General features: G+C 64.5%; 11 protein-coding genes. 7 read left to right on the forward strand and 4 right to left on the reverse strand.

The window, feature by feature from the left end; all coding sequences use genetic code 11:
• Nucleotides 1-78: 78 nt before the first annotated feature.
• Nucleotides 79-2,352, forward strand: a complete 2,274-nt coding sequence (gene clpA, locus E0702_RS14145; RefSeq protein WP_132044939.1) for an ATP-dependent Clp protease ATP-binding subunit ClpA — start codon at nucleotides 79-81, stop codon at nucleotides 2,350-2,352.
• Nucleotides 2,353-2,467: 115 nt separating this feature from the next.
• Here clpA and infA read toward each other — a convergent pair whose 3' ends face one another.
• From infA to aat, 3 genes are all read right to left on the reverse strand, one after another.
• Nucleotides 2,468-2,686, reverse strand: a complete 219-nt coding sequence (infA, locus tag E0702_RS14150) for a translation initiation factor IF-1 (RefSeq protein ID WP_027961652.1) — start codon at nucleotides 2,684-2,686, stop codon at nucleotides 2,468-2,470.
• A gap of 120 nt (nucleotides 2,687-2,806) precedes the next feature.
• The gene (locus E0702_RS14155; protein ID WP_132044941.1) at nucleotides 2,807-3,544 is read right to left on the reverse strand and encodes an arginyltransferase; all 738 of its coding nucleotides are present in this window, start codon (nucleotides 3,542-3,544) and stop codon (nucleotides 2,807-2,809) included.
• 25 nt (nucleotides 3,545-3,569) lie between these two features.
• Entirely contained in the window at nucleotides 3,570-4,313 is a 744-nt protein-coding gene (gene aat, locus E0702_RS14160; protein ID WP_132044943.1) for a leucyl/phenylalanyl-tRNA--protein transferase, read from the reverse strand.
• 164 nt (nucleotides 4,314-4,477) lie between these two features.
• Between aat and E0702_RS14165 the strand changes: the two genes are divergently transcribed.
• Nucleotides 4,478-7,891, forward strand: a complete 3,414-nt coding sequence (locus tag E0702_RS14165; RefSeq protein ID WP_132044945.1) for a DNA translocase FtsK — start codon at nucleotides 4,478-4,480, stop codon at nucleotides 7,889-7,891.
• Nucleotides 7,892-8,023: 132 nt separating this feature from the next.
• Complete coding sequence (gene lolA, locus E0702_RS14170; RefSeq protein ID WP_132044947.1) at nucleotides 8,024-8,653, forward strand: outer membrane lipoprotein chaperone LolA; 630 nt, start codon at nucleotides 8,024-8,026, stop codon at nucleotides 8,651-8,653.
• A 116-nt stretch (nucleotides 8,654-8,769) separates the two neighbouring features.
• Here lolA and E0702_RS14175 read toward each other — a convergent pair whose 3' ends face one another.
• On the reverse strand, nucleotides 8,770-10,110 hold the full coding sequence (locus E0702_RS14175) for a replication-associated recombination protein A (protein ID WP_132044949.1): 1,341 nt from the start codon (nucleotides 10,108-10,110) through the stop codon (nucleotides 8,770-8,772).
• A 167-nt stretch (nucleotides 10,111-10,277) separates the two neighbouring features.
• Here E0702_RS14175 and E0702_RS14180 point away from each other — a divergent pair, with 167 nt between their 5' ends.
• From E0702_RS14180 to E0702_RS14195, 4 genes are all read left to right on the forward strand, one after another.
• A complete protein-coding gene (locus tag E0702_RS14180; RefSeq protein WP_132044967.1) occupies nucleotides 10,278-10,823 on the forward strand; it encodes a hemerythrin domain-containing protein in 546 nt (181 codons plus the stop codon).
• Between the two features lie 202 nt (nucleotides 10,824-11,025).
• Nucleotides 11,026-11,802 carry a glutamate racemase gene (gene murI, locus E0702_RS14185; RefSeq protein WP_132044951.1) on the forward strand — a complete coding sequence of 259 codons (777 nt, stop codon included), beginning with the start codon at nucleotides 11,026-11,028 and terminating at the stop codon, nucleotides 11,800-11,802.
• A 63-nt stretch (nucleotides 11,803-11,865) separates the two neighbouring features.
• Nucleotides 11,866-12,993 carry a tRNA (uridine(54)-C5)-methyltransferase TrmA gene (trmA, locus tag E0702_RS14190; RefSeq protein WP_132044953.1) on the forward strand — a complete coding sequence of 376 codons (1,128 nt, stop codon included), beginning with the start codon at nucleotides 11,866-11,868 and terminating at the stop codon, nucleotides 12,991-12,993.
• A 168-nt stretch (nucleotides 12,994-13,161) separates the two neighbouring features.
• Nucleotides 13,162-18,000, forward strand: a complete 4,839-nt coding sequence (locus E0702_RS14195) for an NAD-glutamate dehydrogenase (protein WP_132044955.1) — start codon at nucleotides 13,162-13,164, stop codon at nucleotides 17,998-18,000.
• Nucleotides 18,001-18,123 lie beyond the last annotated feature (123 nt).

An 18,123-nucleotide genomic window follows, 5' to 3' on the forward strand; every position in this document is an offset into this window, starting at 1 on the left:
GCGATTGTGCCCGATGTTGATGATGCCGGACCGACAAAGATCCGACGCAATGCCCTGGGCGGCAAGAAGGGGACTGCCATGCTGAGCAAAGAACTTGAACTGACCCTGAACACGGCCTTCACCGTGGCACGCTCGAAGCGCCACGAGTTCATGACCGTGGAGCACCTGCTGCTGGCGCTGCTCGACAACGCCTCGGCGGCTGATGTGCTGCGCGCCTGCGGGGCCAATCTCGACAAGCTGCGGTCCGACCTGCAGGACTTTATCAACTCCACGACGCCACTGATTCCCGAGGATCATGCCGATCGTGAGACCCAGCCGACGCTGGGCTTCCAGCGTGTGCTGCAGCGGGCAGTATTCCACGTGCAATCCTCCGGCAAGAGTGAGGTGACCGGCGCCAACGTGCTGGTGGCGATCTTCTCCGAGCAGGAGAGCCAGGCGGTCTATTTCCTCAAGCAGCAGAATGTGGCGCGCGTCGATGCCGTCAACTATATCGCTCACGGCATCTCGAAGGTGTCCGGCCATGACCAGGCACCGTCATCTTCCTCGTCGGAGTCGGAGGAGGCCGAGGAGGGCGGCGAGGCCGCTTCCAATCCATTGACCGGCTATGCCACCAACCTCAATGAGCAGGCTCGGATGGGCAAGATCGATCCGCTGATCGGTCGCGAGCACGAGCTGGAGAGGGTGGTCCAGATCCTTGCCCGGCGCCGCAAGAACAACCCGCTGCTGGTGGGGGAGGCGGGGGTGGGCAAGACCGCCATCGCCGAGGGATTGGCAAAGCGAATCGTCGAGGAGGACGTACCCGAGGTGATTGGTGACGCCGTGGTCTACTCCCTGGACATGGGAGCGCTTCTGGCCGGCACCAAGTATCGTGGCGATTTCGAGAAGCGCCTCAAGGCGCTGCTCGCCGAACTGCGCAAGCAGCCCAACGCCGTCCTTTTCATCGACGAGATTCATACCGTGATCGGTGCCGGGGCCGCCTCGGGCGGGGTGATGGATGCCTCCAACCTGCTCAAGCCGATGCTCTCCTCAGGTGAGCTGCGCTGCATCGGATCCACCACCTTCCAGGAGTATCGCGGCATCTTCGAGAAGGATCGAGCACTGGCCCGCCGTTTCCAGAAGGTGGATGTGCCGGCGCCGTCGGTGGAGGACACCATCCGTATCCTCAAGGGGCTGCGCTCGCGCTTCGAGGAGCATCACCAGCTCAAGTATACCGATGGTGCCCTGGAGAGTGCCGCGCGGCTGGCGGATCGTTATATCAATGACCGCCACCTGCCCGACAAGGCCATCGACGTGATCGACGAGGCGGGGGCGCATCAGCGCCTACTGCCGCCGGAGGTGAGTGTCGACTGCATCGATACCGATCAGATCGAGGCGGTGGTGGCCTCCATCGCGCGGATTCCGCCGAAGAGTGTCTCCAGCTCCGACCGCAAGCTGCTGGCGAACATCGATCGCGACCTGAAGATGCTGGTATTCGGCCAGGATGAGGCGATCGACAGTCTCGCCGCGGCGATCAAGCTGTCGCGGGCGGGTCTCAAGTCGCCCGACAAGCCGGTGGGCAGCTTCCTGTTCGCCGGACCCACCGGTGTGGGCAAGACCGAGGTCGCTCGCCAGCTCTCGCATATCATGGGGATCGAGTTGGTGCGCTTCGACATGTCGGAGTATATGGAGCGCCACACCGTGTCACGACTGATCGGTGCTCCGCCAGGATATGTCGGCTATGACCAGGGGGGCTTGCTGACCGAGGCGATCACCAAGCAGCCGCACTGTGTGCTGCTGCTCGATGAGATCGAGAAGGCGCATCCCGAGGTCTTCAACCTTCTGCTTCAGGTGATGGACCATGGTCGACTCACCGATAACAACGGCCGCGAGGCGGATTTCCGCCATGTGATCCTGATCATGACCTCCAACGCCGGAGTCGAGCAGGCCACCCGGCGGTCCATCGGCTTCCAGACCCAGGATCACTCGACTGACGCCATGGAGGTGATCCGCAAGACCTTCTCGCCGGAGTTCCGCAACCGCCTGGATGGCATCATCCAATTCCACGCACTGCCCCCCGCGGTGGTGCGCAGTGTGGTCGACAAGTTCCTGGTGGAGCTGCAGGCCCAGCTGGACGAGAAGCGTGTTCAGCTCGATGTGGACGAGGAGGCTCGAGTGTGGCTGGCGGAGCGGGGCTACGACCCGGACATGGGGGCTCGTCCCATGGCGCGCCTGATCCAGGAGAGGCTCAAGAAGCCACTGGCGGAGATGATCCTGTTCGGCGAGCTATCCGAGCACGGTGGGCTGGTCCACGTCAGCGTGGAACAGGGGGAGTTGCACCTCGATACCGAGTCGGAGATGGCCGACGCCCCATAGGCAGGAAAGACAGGCGGGCACTAGCCCGCCGTTCATCCACAACGCAGCGCCCTGTCGAGAGACGGGGCGTTGTCATGTAGGCGGCAGGGGAGGCCGAGTCGCTCGACCGCCGGTATCAGCGGGAGCGGTAGACGATGCGGCCCTTGGTCAGGTCGTAGGGAGTCAGCTCGACCTTGACCTTGTCGCCGGTGAGGATGCGGATGTAGTTCTTGCGCATCTTGCCGGAGATATGAGCGGTTACCACATGCCCGTTCTCGAGTTCGACGCGGAAGGTGGTGTTGGGAAGGGTATCGACGATCACGCCTTCCATCTCGATATGGTCTTCACGTGCCATATAGGCGATTCCTCGCTGTTGGTGGATCATGTCCCATGGCCCAAAGGGGCATGGGAAAAGAATAGCGCGATATTGTGCCGCATGCCGGCCGGCAAGGCAAAGAATGGGTGGTTGACAACCTCAGCTGGGGATCAGCCGCTGCCAGCGGCGCCCCTCCAGACGCTCCAGCGGCTGGAAGGCCTGCTTGTAGGCCATCTTGCGGCACTCGCGGATCCAGTAACCCAGATAGAGGTGAGGGAGTTCACGCCGTCGGGACAGCTCGACAAGGCACAGGACCGCATAGGTCCCCAGGGAGCGACGCTCCAGGTCGGGGGCGGGGTCGAAGAAGGTATAGATTGCCGAGAGGCCATGCTCGAGCTGATCGAAGGCCGCTACCGCTATCAGCCGTCCCGCCAGGCGGAATTCCAGTAGTCTGGCATAGGGCTGGTCGAGCGTCAGGAAGGTGCGATACTGCTCGTGGCTTGGCGGAAACATGTCGCCATCGGCATGACGCGTACGGATATAGTCGGCATAGAGGGCATAGTGCTCGGGATCGTAGATGGCCGGTCGCAGGTGGAGACTCAGGTCATCATTGCGCCGCATCAGCCGCCGCTGGGTTCGGTTGGGCGAGAATTCCTCCACCGGAATGCGTACCGAAATACAGGCGCTGCAGCCCTCGCAATGTGGGCGATAGAGGTGGCGCCCGCTGCGCCGGAAGCCTAGCAGTGCCAGGGCGTCGTATACGCCCTGGCCCGGGGACTCCTGTGGGTCCAGGAACAGAGTGGTTGCCTCGCGCCCCTCCAGATAGCTGCAGGCGTGGGGCACGGTCAGGAAGAAACGCAGGTCCCGGGTCGGTTGTTGAGGGGTGTTGCTGCTCACGGCGGCTCTCCCTGGCGCTGGGCGGTCAGTCGGAATCGCTGGCAGGCCCGGCGAATGGGGCGAAGGACCAGCAGGCGGGCACCCAGTGATCGGGCGAGGTAACATCGCTGCCGGGGCTGCCCAGCCACTCTTCAAGATAGCCGATGAATGTTGCCCGAGCGATCTCACGGGCACCCAGTCTGGCCAGGTGGGGGGTGTGCATCTGGCAGTCGATGAGTCGGCCGCCGCCCGCGGACATCGCGTCGGCCAGCTTCACCAGGGCGACCTTGGAGGCATCGGCCGTTCGCGAGAACATCGACTCGCCGAAGAAAACCGGCCCCAGAGCGACACCATAGAGCCCGCCGACCAGGCTGCCATCGCGCCACACCTCCACCGAATGAGCCGCGCCGATGACGTGCAGGCGGGCATAGGCGGCACGCATCTCTTCGTCGATCCAGGTGCCAGGCAGCCCATCTCGAGGGGCGGCACAGGCCTCGATCACGGCGTCGAAGGCGCGGTTGGCGGTCACCGTGAAGCCGGCATTGCGTACCCGCTTGGCCAGGCTGCGAGATACCCGGATCTCGTCCGGAAACAGCACCATGCGCGGGTCCGGGCTCCACCAGAGGATAGGCTGATCGTCGCTATACCAGGGGAAGATGCCGTGTCGATAGGCGCACAGCAGCCACTCGGGAGTGAGGCTACCCCCGGCTGCCAGCAGGCCGTCGGGATCGTTCAGTGCCTCGCTCAAAGGAGGAAAGTGGACGGGCGAGGGGGGCAACCAGGGCAGCATGGGGTCGGCATCCTTGTGATCGAGATGGCAGTGTGCCGCTCACGCCGGCACCGCTCAAGCCGGGACCTCTCGAGTTCAGCCCACTGTGATGCGGCGCCTTCGCTCGGTATGATTGGTGCCACGCATTCGCACGGCGCCAGGCGTGGCGCAAGGGGGATGATTCGTTGAGTGTCGAGAAGCAGACCGCGTCGCGGGTAGACCGCGCGACCAATGCCAGAGAATCGGCGAAGCGCTTCGGGGTAAAGCTGCAAGGAGTGGCGCGTGAGGGCGTGGTGATCGTGTTGCTGGCGGTCTGCGTGTTCCTGCTGCTGGCCCTGTTCAGCTATGAGGGAAGTGATCCCGGCTGGTCACGCAGCGGGCCCGAGGAAGGCGTCGTGAACTGGATGGGACCGGTGGGTGCCTGGTTATCCGACGTGCTCTACTCCCTGTTCGGCGTCAGCGCCCTGTGGTGGCCCGGTATGCTCGGTCTTGCCGCCTGGCGCCTGTTGCGCTCCCGGCAGGCACGACTCGTCTGGGATGCCACCGCGCTGGCAGTTCGTGGTGGTGGGTTGATCCTGCTGCTGCTGGGAACGACCACTCTGGGCGCCCTGCATTTCTATCGCCCGGAGGGTCCCTTGCCCTACTCCACGGGGGGGATCCTCGGCGAAGGGCTGGTGGGAGCGTTGCTGCCCATGGTGGGTGTTGGGGGCAGCGGTCTGATGGCTCTGGTGGCGCTGCTCTGCGGCTTTCCACTGTTCACTGGGCTCTCCTGGTTCAGCGTGATGGATGAGCTGGGGCGTGGGGCCCTGCGCCTGTGGGCCTGGCTGGCAGAGCGGTTTGCCTTTACCCGCCGGGGCTCCACTTCGCCAGGCAAGCCCGAGAAGGAGGTCGCGGCGAAAGAGGAGGTCGAGGCGAGAGAAACAGCCGCTCCGGCATCCGATGCCAGTCCCGAGATGACGGATGGCAACGGCGGGCGAACGCGCTGGTGGCGCCGCTTGCTGCCGCTGTCGCGTGGTGGTCGAGTCGGCCCGACAGTCGCTGCCACCTCGCGTCGTGAGCCCGGTTTGGGCGATGATGGCAGCACCGACATTCCCTGGGAGGTGCCCGAGCGTACACCATCGGCCAAGCAGCCCGGCGCCGCCTATACGTCACAGATCGCCACTCCCACGAGGTCTCGCGCACCCGTGGCCTCTGTATCCGAGGCATCTTCGCCCGAGATTTCTTCAACTGAGCCCTCTTCATCTGAACCCCAGAAATCCCGGCTCTCTTCTCCTGATCCCCATTCGTTCACCGCCCCCGAGGCGACGAGTGTGGCGAGAAGTGTGCCGAAAACAGAAGCCTGCCGTGAGCCGAAAGGCGTGCCGGAGAGTGTTCCCGAGCCCATGTTGCCCGAGGACGGGGAGCCGGCAAGGGCCTGGCAGGGACCGGCCCTGAGAGCCAGTCGCACCGATGACGCGATGCCTGGCGAGTCAGCCCCGGCACCGGAAAGGTCGGCAAGAAAAGATTTGGAAAGGCATGATCCGAAAGGCCATTGTTGGGACGCCGATGGCACAGACAACAGTCGACCGGCGGGTACGGCGAGTGATAGAGCGGTGTTTGACGGCTCGACGAGTCATAGTCCGGCAAACACTAGCCCGGCGAACACTAGCCCGACAAACGAGACGGCGACGGCCGGTGGAGGCACGCCACATCGGCCCGCGCCGAAAACCCGCCAGCGGCACGAGCCGGTGCTGAGCGGTGGTCATTTCGATGGTGACGGCACGGACGATGATGAGCCGAGGCTGACCTGGGACGAGCCGGCGGTAGCCGAGGAGTCCGGGGAGTGCGCAGGCGTTGTGACCCCAGTGGCGAGTGAGGGTGCCGCTGTCTCGCAGATGGTTGAGGCCTCGGCGATGCCCCGGGATGCTGCGGCCCCACACCAGGTAGCACAGCCACCCGAGCCAGAGCCGGCGAGCGGCGATGATGAGTCGGAAGCGCCACGGGTAGCCACCGCGGAGCAGGCCAGGGACGCCGCCGAGGAGGAGGGCATGCGGCTATGGACCGTGGAGCACCTGCAGAGCCAGCGCCCAACACTGGATGATTTGCCCGAGCCCGATGGTGATCTGCCCAGCCTGCGCCTGCTGACTCCCCCGGAGCCACAGAAGCAGAACTATACCGGCGAGCAGCTGGCGGAAATGGCTGAGCTACTCGAAGTAAGGCTGCGCGAGTACGGGGTCAAGGCCGAGGTGGTGGAAACCTGGCCGGGGCCGGTAATCACACGCTTCGAGATCAAGCCGGCTGCCGGGGTAAAGGTTTCCAAGATCAGCAATCTGGCCAAGGACCTGGCACGTTCGTTGATGGTCAAGAGTGTGCGTGTGGTGGAGGTGATCCCCGGGCGGCCTACCGTCGGCATCGAGATCCCCAATCCCAACCGAGCGATGATTCGCCTGCGCGAGGTGATCGACTCAGATCGTTACCAGCAGGCCGACTCGGCGTTGACCCTGGCCCTGGGGCAGGATATTGGCGGCGGCCCTGTGGTGGCCAACCTGGGCAAGATGCCCCACCTGCTGGTGGCCGGTACCACCGGTTCGGGCAAGTCGGTAGGCGTCAACGCGATGTTGATCTCCATGCTGCTCAAGGCGACACCCGAGGAGCTGCGCCTGATCATGGTCGACCCCAAGATGCTCGAACTCTCGGTCTATGATGGCATTCCCCATCTGCTCGCCCCGGTGGTCACCGACATGAAGGAGGCCGCCAACGCCCTGCGCTGGTGCGTGGCCGAGATGGAGCGACGCTACAAGCTGATGGCCTCCATGGGGGTGCGCAATATCGCCGGTTTCAATGCCAAGCTCGACGAGGCGGAGCGTGCCGGTGCCCAGGTGGCGGATCCCCTGTGGGAGCCGCAGCCCTGGGAGATGCATGAGAGTCCACCGGTACTCGAGAAACTGCCCTATATCGTGGTGGTGATCGACGAGTTTGCCGACATGTTCATGATTGTCGGCAAGAAGGTCGAGGAGCTGATCGCACGGCTGGCTCAGAAGGCGCGAGCCGCCGGCATTCACCTGATTCTCGCCACCCAGCGCCCCTCGGTGGATGTGGTCACCGGCCTGATCAAGGCCAACGTACCGACGCGCATGGCCTTCCAGGTCTCCTCACGGGTCGATTCGCGTACCATCCTCGACCAGGGCGGCGCCGAGAACCTGCTGGGCCATGGCGATATGCTCTATTTGCCGGCAGGCTCGGGCATGCCGTCCCGTGTCCACGGCGCCTTTGTCGATGACGATGAGGTCCATCGGGTGGTGGAGGACTGGAAGCGTCGCGGTGAGCCCGTGTATATCGAAGAGATCCTCTCCGGTGGCGTCTCCGCCGACGCCCTGGCCGGACTGGAGTCCGAAGGTGGCGACGGTGACGACGCCGAGCAGGATGCGCTCTACGATGAGGCGGTGGCCTTCGTCACCGATTCACGACGCGCCTCCATCTCGGCGGTGCAGCGTCGCTTCAAGATCGGCTATAACCGTGCCGCTCGACTGGTGGAGGCGATGGAGATGGCAGGTGTGGTCTCCACCATGGGGACCAATGGTGCCCGAGAGGTGCTGGCGCCGCCGCCGGCGGGTGACTAATCAGTGTCTGCATACGGCGACGCTGGTGAAACACCGTGCAGCTATCGTGAAGGCACCGCCGGGGAGGCAACCCGGCGGCATGCCAGCGGTCTCAATGACAGGAATTCACCGGCACCGTTCAGGGAGATGCCCATGACCCTCAAGAAGAGCCTCGCCACCCTCGTCGTTGGTCTCGCCATGCCGCTATCGGCGCTGGCCAGCGAAGGCGCCGAGCGGCTCAGTCGTATACTGGAGCCGATGCAGACCTATGCGGCCACCTTCGAGCAGCAGATACTCGACGCCGGTGGTGAGCGGCTCCAGGAGGCGCGCGGAAGCATGTGGCTGTCGCGACCCGGCAGGTTCCGTTGGGAGGTAGACGCCCCTTACCAGCAGCTGGTGGTCTCTGATGGGGACGACGTGGTGCTCTATGACCCCGACCTGGAGCAGGCCACCGTGCAGGCACTCGACCAGCGTGTGACCCATACCCCGGCGCTGCTGCTCTCCGGTAGTGCCGATGAGCTGGTCGAGAGCTTCAACGTCACGCGTAGCCAACAGGGCAGCGCCGAGCGTTTTACCCTAATGCCCAGGGATCCCGATACCCTGTTCGAGGAGCTGGAGATGACCTTCCGCGGGGAGCGACTTGTCGGGCTGGAGATGACTGACAGCACGGGGCAGCGCACCGCCATTGTCTTCCGTGATGTGCGCATGAACCAGAGCATCGATGATGGCCGCTTCGCCTTCGATATCCCTGACGGGACCGATGTGATTCGCGATACCCACTAACCCGACTTCGCCAGGCCAGGAGCTGTAAGCTGGAAGAGCGTCGCTTCGCTCCTGGAAGCTTGTAGAAAGGGCCTGACACGTTTGGCAGCGAACTCATGCTGCCTTCCAGCTTCCAGCTAGGTGTCGGTGCCGTCCGCCTCGGCATCGAGCTGCTCCCGCCAGGCCATGATCTGCGCATAGCGCTTCTCCTGACCGTACTCGGTGGGCCGATAGAAGTGCTCGCGAGGCGTCGCATCCGGCCAGCAGTCGTGACTGCTGCCGGCGGGGTAGCCGTGGGGCTCGTGGTGGGCATAGCGGTATCCCTGCCCATGACCCAGGGACTCCATCAGCTTGGTGGGGGCGTTGCGCAGATAACTCGGCACCTCGAGCCGGGGCTGGCTGGCGGCAAAGGCCTTGGCCTGGTGCCAGGCCCGGTCGATGGCGTTGCTCTTGGGGGCCACGGCGAGGTGGATGGCGGCATGGGCGATGGCCCGCTGTCCCTCGTAATCCCCCAGGCGCAGATAGGCGTCCCAGGCGGCCATGACCAGCGGCAGGGCGCGGGGGTCGGCGTTTCCCACATCCTCTGAGGCGATGGCGGTCAGCCGGCGGACCACATCCAGGGGGTCGCCGCCACCCTGGATAAAGCGTGCCATGTAGAGGAGGGCGGCATCCGGACGTGAGGAGCGCACCGACTTGTGGATCGCCGACAGCAGGTCGTAGAAGTGATCGCCCTGCTTGTCGAAGGCGCTGGCCTGGTACCCCAGTACCGCTTCCAGTGCTTCCCGGCGAAGTATCTCGCTGCCCTCCGGGCCGGCCTCGGTAAAGTCGCAGGCGCTCTCCAGCAGCCCCAGGGCGCGGCGAGCGTCGCCCGCGGCGGACCGGGCGAGGACCCTGAGTACATCGGGCTCGGGCCGGATTCGGCGTGTTCCCAGGCCTCTCTCCTCGTCGTCCAGGGCGCGCTGCAGCACCTCCATCAGCTCCTCCTCGGAGAGTGATGTCAGAATGTGCACCCGGGCCCGGGAGAGCAGGGCCGAGTTGACCTCGAAGGAGGGGTTTTCCGTCGTGGCGCCGATCAGCGTCAGCAGCCCCGATTCCACGTGAGGAAGCAGTGCATCCTGCTGGCTCTTGTTGAGACGGTGGATCTCATCGAGGAACAGCAGGGTCGCCAGCCCCTGAGCCTGGCGTGCCTGGGCGCGCTCCACTACGGCCCGGATCTCCTTGACGCCGGCCATCACCGCGGAGAGATGCTCGAGATCGGCACCCGACTCGACGGCCAGGATCTCCGCCAGGGTGGTCTTCCCGGTGCCTGGCGGCCCCCACAGGATCATCGAGCGCACAAGGCCACTCTCGGCCATGCGTCGCAGTGGCTTGCCGGGGCCCACCAGGGCCTGCTGGCCCACATAGTCGGCGAGGCCGCGCGGGCGCATGCGCCAGGCGAGGGGGGCGTCGTCGTCGCGGTCGCTTGCGAAGAGGTCCATGGCGTCTCCTTGCGTTGATGGGGAGGGGGCAGGTCGGCGTCACTCCTGCTAGAGTGGGGTAGCGTCGAGGGCGCCGAAGGGGCCTCGAGATGAACCTAGCCCCGGATGGCGTATCCAATGGAGAGTGCCTTCTCCCCAGGTTTCCTTCAGGAGGGCCCGACATGCCAATGTTGCCCCAGTTGCGTCAGGATCATGCCAATATGGCGCGCATGTTGCACGTTCTGCAGCTCAAGCAGAAGACCCTGGCGGCCGGCGAGCGTCCCAACTTTCAGCTGGTGCGCGAGGTCGTCGACTATATCCTCGATTACCAGGAGGGCTTTACCCAGCCTCTCGAAAAGGTCTGCACCGAGCGACTCATGGAGCTGGATCCTTCCAGTGTCGAGGTCACCGAACGCCTGGCTCGGGACTATCGGGCGCTGCAGTCGCGGCTCAAGCGGCTATCCAATGATATCGACATGATCCTGATGGATGCCGTGGTTCCCATGGAGCACTTCGCCGAGGATCTCAATGCCTACCTGAAGAGCCACCGTGCCTATCTTAGGGATGAGCGTGAGCGTCTGTTTCCGCTGATCCAGGAGAACTTCGATGACGCGGACCTCGAGGCCCTGGCGGCGGCGCTGCCCGAAGGCGCTCAGGCACAGGTCAAGCGCCTGGAGGAGGCCTATCCCGAGCTGTATGCCGAGCTGCGCGATGCTCCCGAGCCAGTAACCTGAATTTGGCATTCCCCTTGATAGGCCGGCCCTTGATAGGCCGGTGCTTCGGCTCATCCCCGCTGTGAGGTAGATGTGAGGTAGATGTGAGGTAGAATGGCCGGCATTTCAGCGGCCTCTCCCTTGCCATGTCCAGCCCGTTCCTGATATTTCCGCCATCACCCAGCTCCTGTTGTTGCCCCCCCCGGGCGACGGGGGGGGGCTGATGGCGGGACCGATTCTGGTGTTCGATTCCGGAGTAGGCGGACTCTCGGTCGTGGCCGCATTGCGGGCGCGGATGCCCCACGCGGCCCTGGCCTACGCCTGTGACAATGCCATGCTGCCTTATGGGCGTCGTCAGGATGCCTGGCTCGTGGAGCGTATTCTGGCGGTGTGCGAGGCGGCCGTGGCGGCCAGTCGCTGTGCGGCCCTGGTGGTGGCCTGCAATACCGCCAGCACCCTGGCGCTGGATGCCTTGCGTGAACATCTGAGGGTACCGGTGGTGGGAACGGTACCCGCCATCAAGCCGGCAGCCATGGTCAGCCGAAGTCGCCATATCGGGCTCTTGGCCACCAGTGCCACGGTAGCGCGCCCCTATACACTCCGCCTGATCGAAACCTTCGCCGCTGATTGTCGAGTCAGGCGAGTCGCGGCGGACCCCCTGGTGCGCGAGGCGGAACGTTACCTGGCCGGAGAGTTGCCCGACAGCGCTGTGATCGCCTCGGCCCTGGCCCCGCTGTGGGAGGAGCCCGAGCTCGATACCGTGGTGCTGGGCTGCACCCACTTCCCGCTGCTGCGCGATCTCCTGTCGGCCGCCGCGCCGCGTGCGGTGAGCTGGGTCGACTCCAGCGATGCCATCGCCCGGCGCACGGCCCAGGTGGCATCGGACGTGGCACTCGGGAGTGGCCCGGGGCAGAGCTTTGCCAGCGCCCCCGACATGCCCCTGGCCGGGGTCCTGTCGCGATTCGGCTTCAGCGGCCCGCGGCCACTTGCGCTTGGCTGATCATCCACGCCCAAAACGTCTTTACCTTTCAATCATTTACATCCTTACTTATCTGGAGGCTTCGTGGCCATTCCTGTCGTCGACCCCGACCGCTACGACCAGCAGCTCGAAGCGAAACGCGAGCGTATCGTCCGAGACTTTTCCCGCTTCGCACCGCCGGCACTCGAGGTCTACCCTTCGCCGCCGAGCCACTATCGCCAGCGCTGCGAGTTTCGCATCTGGCACCAGGGCGATGACCTCTTCTACGCCATGTTCGAAATTCAAGCGTCCGAGGAGGACGCCGAGAATCCCAAGAAAAGGAAGAAGACGGTCATCCGCCTGGATGACTACCCGGTCGCCAGCCGGCAGATCAACGACCTCATGCCGCGCCTGCTCGATGCCATTCGTGACAACGACCCGCTGCGCCGCCGGCTGTTTCAGGTCGAGTTCCTCACCACCCTCTCCGGCGAGGCGCTGGTGACGCTGATCTACCATCGCCAGCTGGACGACGCCTGGGAGGCCGAGGCGCGTCGTCTGCAGGAGCGCCTCGGGGTAATGATCATCGGTCGTGCCCGCAAGCAGCGCTGGGTGCTTGAGCGTGATCATGTCTGGGAGCGTCTCGAGGTGGAAGGGCGTGAGTTCGTCTATCAGCAGGTGGAGAACAGCTTTACCCAGCCCAATGCACAGATCTGCCGCTCGATGCTGGCCTGGGCGCGGGACGTGACGCGGGGCAGCGAGTCCGCAGACCTGGTGGAGCTCTACTGCGGCAACGGCAACTTCACGGTGGCGCTGGCCGAGAACTTCCGGCGCGTGCTGGCCACGGAGATCTCGCGCACCTCGGTGGCCAGCGCCAGGCAGAATCTGGCCGCCAATGGTATCGACAACGCCACCGTGGGGCGCATGTCGGCCGAGGAGTTCGCCGCGGCCTTGAGGGGAGAGAAGGGAGGGCGTCGGGTCGCCGAGTGGGCGCTCGATGACTATGCCTTCAGCACCGTGCTGGTCGACCCGCCTCGCGCCGGTCTCGACGATGCCAGCTGCCGCCAGCTGAGCGGTTATTCGCGTATCGTCTATATTTCATGCAATCCGGAGACATTGGCGAGCAATCTGGAGCGCCTGACCGAGACCCATCGAATCACGCGATTCGCGCTGTTCGACCAGTTTCCCTGGACCCACCACTGCGAGTGCGGTGTGCTGCTCGAGCGACGCGACTGACGAACTCGCGACGCCTCAGCGTAATGCATTTTCGACATGCTCCATGAGCAGATCATCAAGTGACTAGGTCGCACTCCGGGTGTCGCGTAAGCTGACGACAGGGCCCCACTGGGGTCGTGTCGAACACTTCCCGGCCGCAGGAGCGGCCGCCGGTAGCCGAGGTGATGGATGCAGCACGTTGCGAATGACGAAGCCAGACAGGATCTGCTAAAGCAGCTTGATGAGCGCCTGAGCGCCAAGCTGGATGCCGCCAAGGCGGAGGCGGTAGGGGCCTTCGCCGCATACTTCTATGCTGCGGTTCCGCTGGATGACCTGGAGGATCGCCGGCTCGACGATATCTACGGCGCGACCCTCTCGGTGTGGCACTTCCTGCAGCAGTTCAACCCGGCCGAGCCCAAGGTGCGGGTCTTCAATCCGGACTTCGAGGAGCATGGCTGGCAGTCACCGCACACCTTCGTGGCGGTGCTGCACGAGGACATGCCTTTCCTGGTCGACTCGGTGCGCATCGAGCTCAATCGCCGTGGCATGACCGTGCACGCCATCCATAATGCCGTGCTGGCGACGGAGCGGGATCGCGGCCACCGCCTGCTGTCGGTGACCTCGCCCAAGGACAGCGCGGCCCCGGCCCAGCGCGAGTCGCTGATCGTTATCGAGATCGACCGTCACTCCGATAGCGATGAGCTGCAGGAGATGCAGGCCAGCCTCGAGGAGGTGCTGGTCGATGTGCGTACCGCGGTGGCTGACTTCGACCCGATGCGTGCCAAGGTCGAGGAGGCGCTGTCGGAGCTGCGCACCTGCTGCCCGCCGCAGACGGACCCGGATGACCATGCCGAGGCAATCACCTTTCTGGAGTGGATGCTCGAGGACAATTTCACCTTCCTGGGCTATGACACCTACTCGGTGAAGGGGACGGCGGACAAGGAGACTCTCGAGAAGGAGAAGGGGAGCGAGCTTGGCGTCTTTCGTCTCGACCAGCCACGCTACCGGGAGCGTATCCGCACCGAGCTTGGCATCGAGAATGGCCACTATGTGCTGGTGCCGGAGCTGCTGACCTTCTCCAAGAGCGCCCACCACGCCAGGATTCATCGTCCCACCTATCCCGACTATATCTCCATCGATCGCTATGACGAGCAGGGGCGCCTGATCGGTGAGCATCGCTTCCTGGGGCTGTTCACGGCCACCGTCTACAACGAGTCGCCGCGCAACGTGCCGATCCTGCGGCGCAAGCTCAAGGCGGTGATGGAGATCGCCGGCTTCAGCCCCAAGGGGCACAACGGCAAGCAGCTGCTGCAGATTCTCGAGGTCTACCCCCGCGATGATCTCTTCCAGATCGATACCGAGGAGCTGGCGCAGACGGCGCTGGGAATCCTCAGCATTCGCGAGCGTCGTCGCGTCCGGTTGTTCGTGCGCGAGGATCTCCCCGGTCGCTTTTACTCCTGCCTGATCTTCGTGCCCCGGGATGTGTTCTCCACCGAGCTGCGTCTGCGCATTCAGGAGATGCTGTGCGAGGAGCTCGACGCCACCTTCGGCGATTTCAACACCTATCTCTCCGAGTCGGTGCTGGCACGCATCCAGTTTATCCTGCGCTTCAAGGGCGACCGTCCGGTCGAATACGAGATCAAGCGTCTCGAGACCAAGCTGGCCAAGCTGGCGCGCAACTGGCGTGATGATCTGCACAACGCCTGTATCGATGGCTTCGGCGAAGAGCAGGCCAACCGCCTGATGGACCGATTCCGCGATGCCTTCCCGGCCAGCTACCGCGACGACTTCAGCGCACGTACCGCGGTCTATGATCTGCACCATATTGGTGAGCTCGACGAGGGGGAGCCATTGGCGCTGTCGCTCTACCGGCTGGTGGAGGAGGAGGGCAGCGGGGTCAATCTCAAGCTGTTCCATCGTGGCGCCCCGATTCCGCTCTCCGATGTGCTGCCGATGATGGAGAACCTGGGGTTAAGGGTGCTCGGCGAGCGTCCCTACGAGATCGGCGCCCGGGATTCCAGCTACTGGATCCATGACTTCAACCTCGAGCATCACACCAGTACCGAGGTCAACCTCCAGGAGATGCGCGAGCCCTTCTGCGAGGCCTTTCTGCGTATCTGGGCAGGAGAGGCGGATAACGACGCCTTCAACCGCCTGATCATCGGCGCCAATCTCGACTGGCGTGAGGTGGCGATGCTGCGGGCCTATGCCCGCTACCTCAAGCAGATTCGCTTCGGGGTCTCTCAGGACTACATGGCCAATACCCTGGCCAGCCATCCGGAAATCACCCGCGAGCTGGTGACGCTGTTTGAGCTGCGCTTCGACCCCGCCGACCGTCCCGGCGAGGGTGAAGAGGAGGCCTGCGTAGAGCGCATTCAGCGGCTTCTCGACGATGTGGCCAGCCTCAATGATGACCAGCTGCTGCGTCGTTACATGGAGCTGATTCTGGCTACCCTGCGCACCAACTACTACCAGCGACGCGAGGATGGTGGCGTCAAGGACTATATCGCGGTCAAGCTTGAGCCCTCGAGAGTCACCGGCATGCCCAAGCCGCGTCCCGCCTTCGAGATCTTCGTCTGCTCGCCGCGGGTCGAGGGGGTACACCTGCGCGGTGGCAAGGTGGCCCGGGGCGGGCTGCGCTGGTCGGACCGCCACGAGGACTTCCGTACCGAGGTGCTGGGGCTGGTCAAGGCCCAGCAGGTCAAGAACTCGGTGATCGTGCCGGTGGGTGCCAAGGGCGGGTTTGTCTGCAAGCGGCTGCCCGAGGGCGACCGCGAGGCCTTTCAGCGCGAAGGGGTCGAGTGCTACAAGACCTTTATCCGGGCGCTGCTCGATGTGACCGACAACCTCAAGGGCGGTGACGTCGTGCCGCCGCGTGACGTGGTGCGTCATGACGGCGATGACGCCTACATGGTGGTGGCCGCCGACAAGGGAACCGCCACCTTCTCGGATATCGCCAACGAAATCTCTGCCGAGTATGACCACTGGCTGGGGGATGCCTTCGCCTCCGGCGGTGCCAATGGCTACGATCACAAGAAGATGGGAATCACCGCCAGGGGGGCCTGGGAGTCGGTCAAGCGTCACTTCCGGGGCCTGGGCGTGAATACCCAGGAGGACGAGTTCAGCGTGGTGGGCATCGGCGACATGGGCGGCGATGTCTTCGGCAACGGCATGCTGCTGTCGGACAAGATTCGACTGGTGGGCGCCTTCAACCACCTGCATATCTTCGTCGACCCCGAGCCCGACGCGGCGGCCACCTTCGCCGAGCGCAAGCGCCTGTTCGAGATGCCTCGTTCCAGCTGGGCAGACTTCGATGTCTCGCTGATCTCCGAGGGGGGCGGGGTCTTCAAGCGCAGCGCCAAGTCGATCCCCATCTCCAGGCAGATGAAGTCGCGGTTCGGCATCCGTGAGGAGAGACTCTCCCCCAACGAGCTGATCAGCGCCATGCTCAAGTCCGAGGTGGACCTGATTTGGAACGGTGGTATTGGTACCTACGTCAAGGGTAGTGACGAGACTGATGCCCAGGTGGGCGACAAGGCGAACGATGGCCTGCGGATCGATGGCCGTGAGCTCAACTGTCGAGTGGTGGGCGAGGGTGGCAACCTCGGCATGACCCAGCGTGGTCGCATGGAGGCCGCCGCCCGGGGCGTGCGCATCAATACCGACTTCATCGACAACGCCGGCGGGGTCAACTGCTCCGACCACGAGGTCAATATCAAGATCCTGATCGATGAGGTGGTCAAGCGCGGCGACATGACCGAGAAGCAGCGCAACCAGCTGCTCGCCGACATGACTGACGAGGTCAGTGAGCTGGTGCTGCTCGGCAACTATCGCCAGACCCAGGCGCTCGACCTCGCCGAGTTGCTGTCGAAGCAGGGGGTTGGCCCCTTCCGGCGCTTCATCAGCGAACTGGAGGCCGCCGGTCAGCTCGATCGTGAGCTGGAGTTCCTGCCCGCCGATGAGGAGCTCCAGGAGCGGGCCGCCAATCAGCAGGGCATGCTGCTGCCCGAGCTGGCAATGCTGATCTCCTATGCCAAGAGTGTGCTCAAGGATGATCTGATCGTCTCGGACGTTCCCGACGACCCGGTCATCGAGCGTTATGTCGAGCGCATCTTCCCGCGGGTACTGGTGGAGCGCTATCGCGACGAGATGTACGAGCACCGTCTCAAGCGCGAGATCGTTGCCACCCAGCTGGCCAACGATCTGGTCGATCACATGGGTGTCGTTTTCGTGCGCCGATTGATCGACTCCACCGGGGCCGGTCGAGCCGAGATCGCCCGGGCCTACGTCATCGCGCGAGAAGTGTTCGGGCTGGACGAGATCTGGACGCAGATCGAGGCGCTGGACAACCGGGTGCCCAGCGGCGTGCAGTACGCCATGATGCTTGACCTGATGCGACTGATCCGTCGCGCGACACGCTGGTTGCTGCGCAGTCGCACCGGCCTCGATACTCGCCAGTGCATCGACTTCTTCGCGCCGCGCCTGGTGGCGATCCGCGATGGCATCGGTGAGCGCCTCAGCGGCGAGGAGCGAGAGTCCTGGGAGGCGCGTCGAGGCGAGTTGGTGGAGGCCGGAGTACCGGAATCCCTGGCGGCCAATGTGGCCGCCGCCGGTAGCCTCTATGCGGGGCTTGGCATCATCCAGGCCGCCCGCCAGACCGACGTCGCACCCGAGCAGGTGGCCGAGGTCTTCTATGCGATCGGCAACCGTCTGCAGCTCCCCTGGATGATCCGCCGGATCACCGAGCTGAAGGTGCGGGACAGCTGGCAGGCCCAGGCCCGCGAGACCTTCCGTGACGATATCGACCGCCAGCAGCTGGCGTTGACCGTCAGTGTGCTGCAGATGGAGGAGGGAGCCGATGACTCCTCCGCTCGGGTCGAGCAGTGGCTCGAGCGGCACGATGCCATGCATGCACGCTGGTGCCGCCTGATCGAGCAGGTCGGCAGCGGCGGACAGGGCGGTTTCCCGCTGTTTGCCGTGGCGGTTCGCGAGCTGGTGGACCTGGCCGAGAGCAGCCGCGACTCCTGAGACACACCTTCACCCACCGCAACCGAGAGACCCCGCCATCAGGCGGGGTCTCTCGTTATGGTGCGCCAGGCATGGCGCGCAGCGCCTTGACTGGCGCTGTTCCCGAGGGTGGTGCCTCGGGAT

Source organism: Halomonas marinisediminis (assembly GCF_004347715.1).
GTDB classification, from domain to species: Bacteria; Pseudomonadota; Gammaproteobacteria; order Pseudomonadales; family Halomonadaceae; genus Halomonas; species Halomonas icarae.

What these genes read in the sequence shown, in the direction of transcription:
- clpA (WP_132044939.1), top strand. Translation starts at nt 79, where the DNA reads ATGCTGAGCAAAGAACTTGAACTGACCCTGAACACGGCCTTCACCGTG.
- infA (WP_027961652.1), bottom strand. Translation starts at nt 2,686, where the DNA reads ATGGCACGTGAAGACCATATCGAGATGGAAGGCGTGATCGTCGATACC.
- aat (WP_132044943.1), bottom strand. Translation starts at nt 4,313, where the DNA reads ATGCTGCCCTGGTTGCCCCCCTCGCCCGTCCACTTTCCTCCTTTGAGC.
- lolA (WP_132044947.1), top strand. Translation starts at nt 8,024, where the DNA reads ATGACCCTCAAGAAGAGCCTCGCCACCCTCGTCGTTGGTCTCGCCATG.
- E0702_RS14175 (WP_132044949.1), bottom strand. Translation starts at nt 10,110, where the DNA reads ATGGACCTCTTCGCAAGCGACCGCGACGACGACGCCCCCCTCGCCTGG.
- E0702_RS14180 (WP_132044967.1), top strand. Translation starts at nt 10,278, where the DNA reads ATGTTGCCCCAGTTGCGTCAGGATCATGCCAATATGGCGCGCATGTTG.
- murI (WP_132044951.1), top strand. Translation starts at nt 11,026, where the DNA reads ATGGCGGGACCGATTCTGGTGTTCGATTCCGGAGTAGGCGGACTCTCG.
- E0702_RS14195 (WP_132044955.1), top strand. Translation starts at nt 13,162, where the DNA reads ATGCAGCACGTTGCGAATGACGAAGCCAGACAGGATCTGCTAAAGCAG.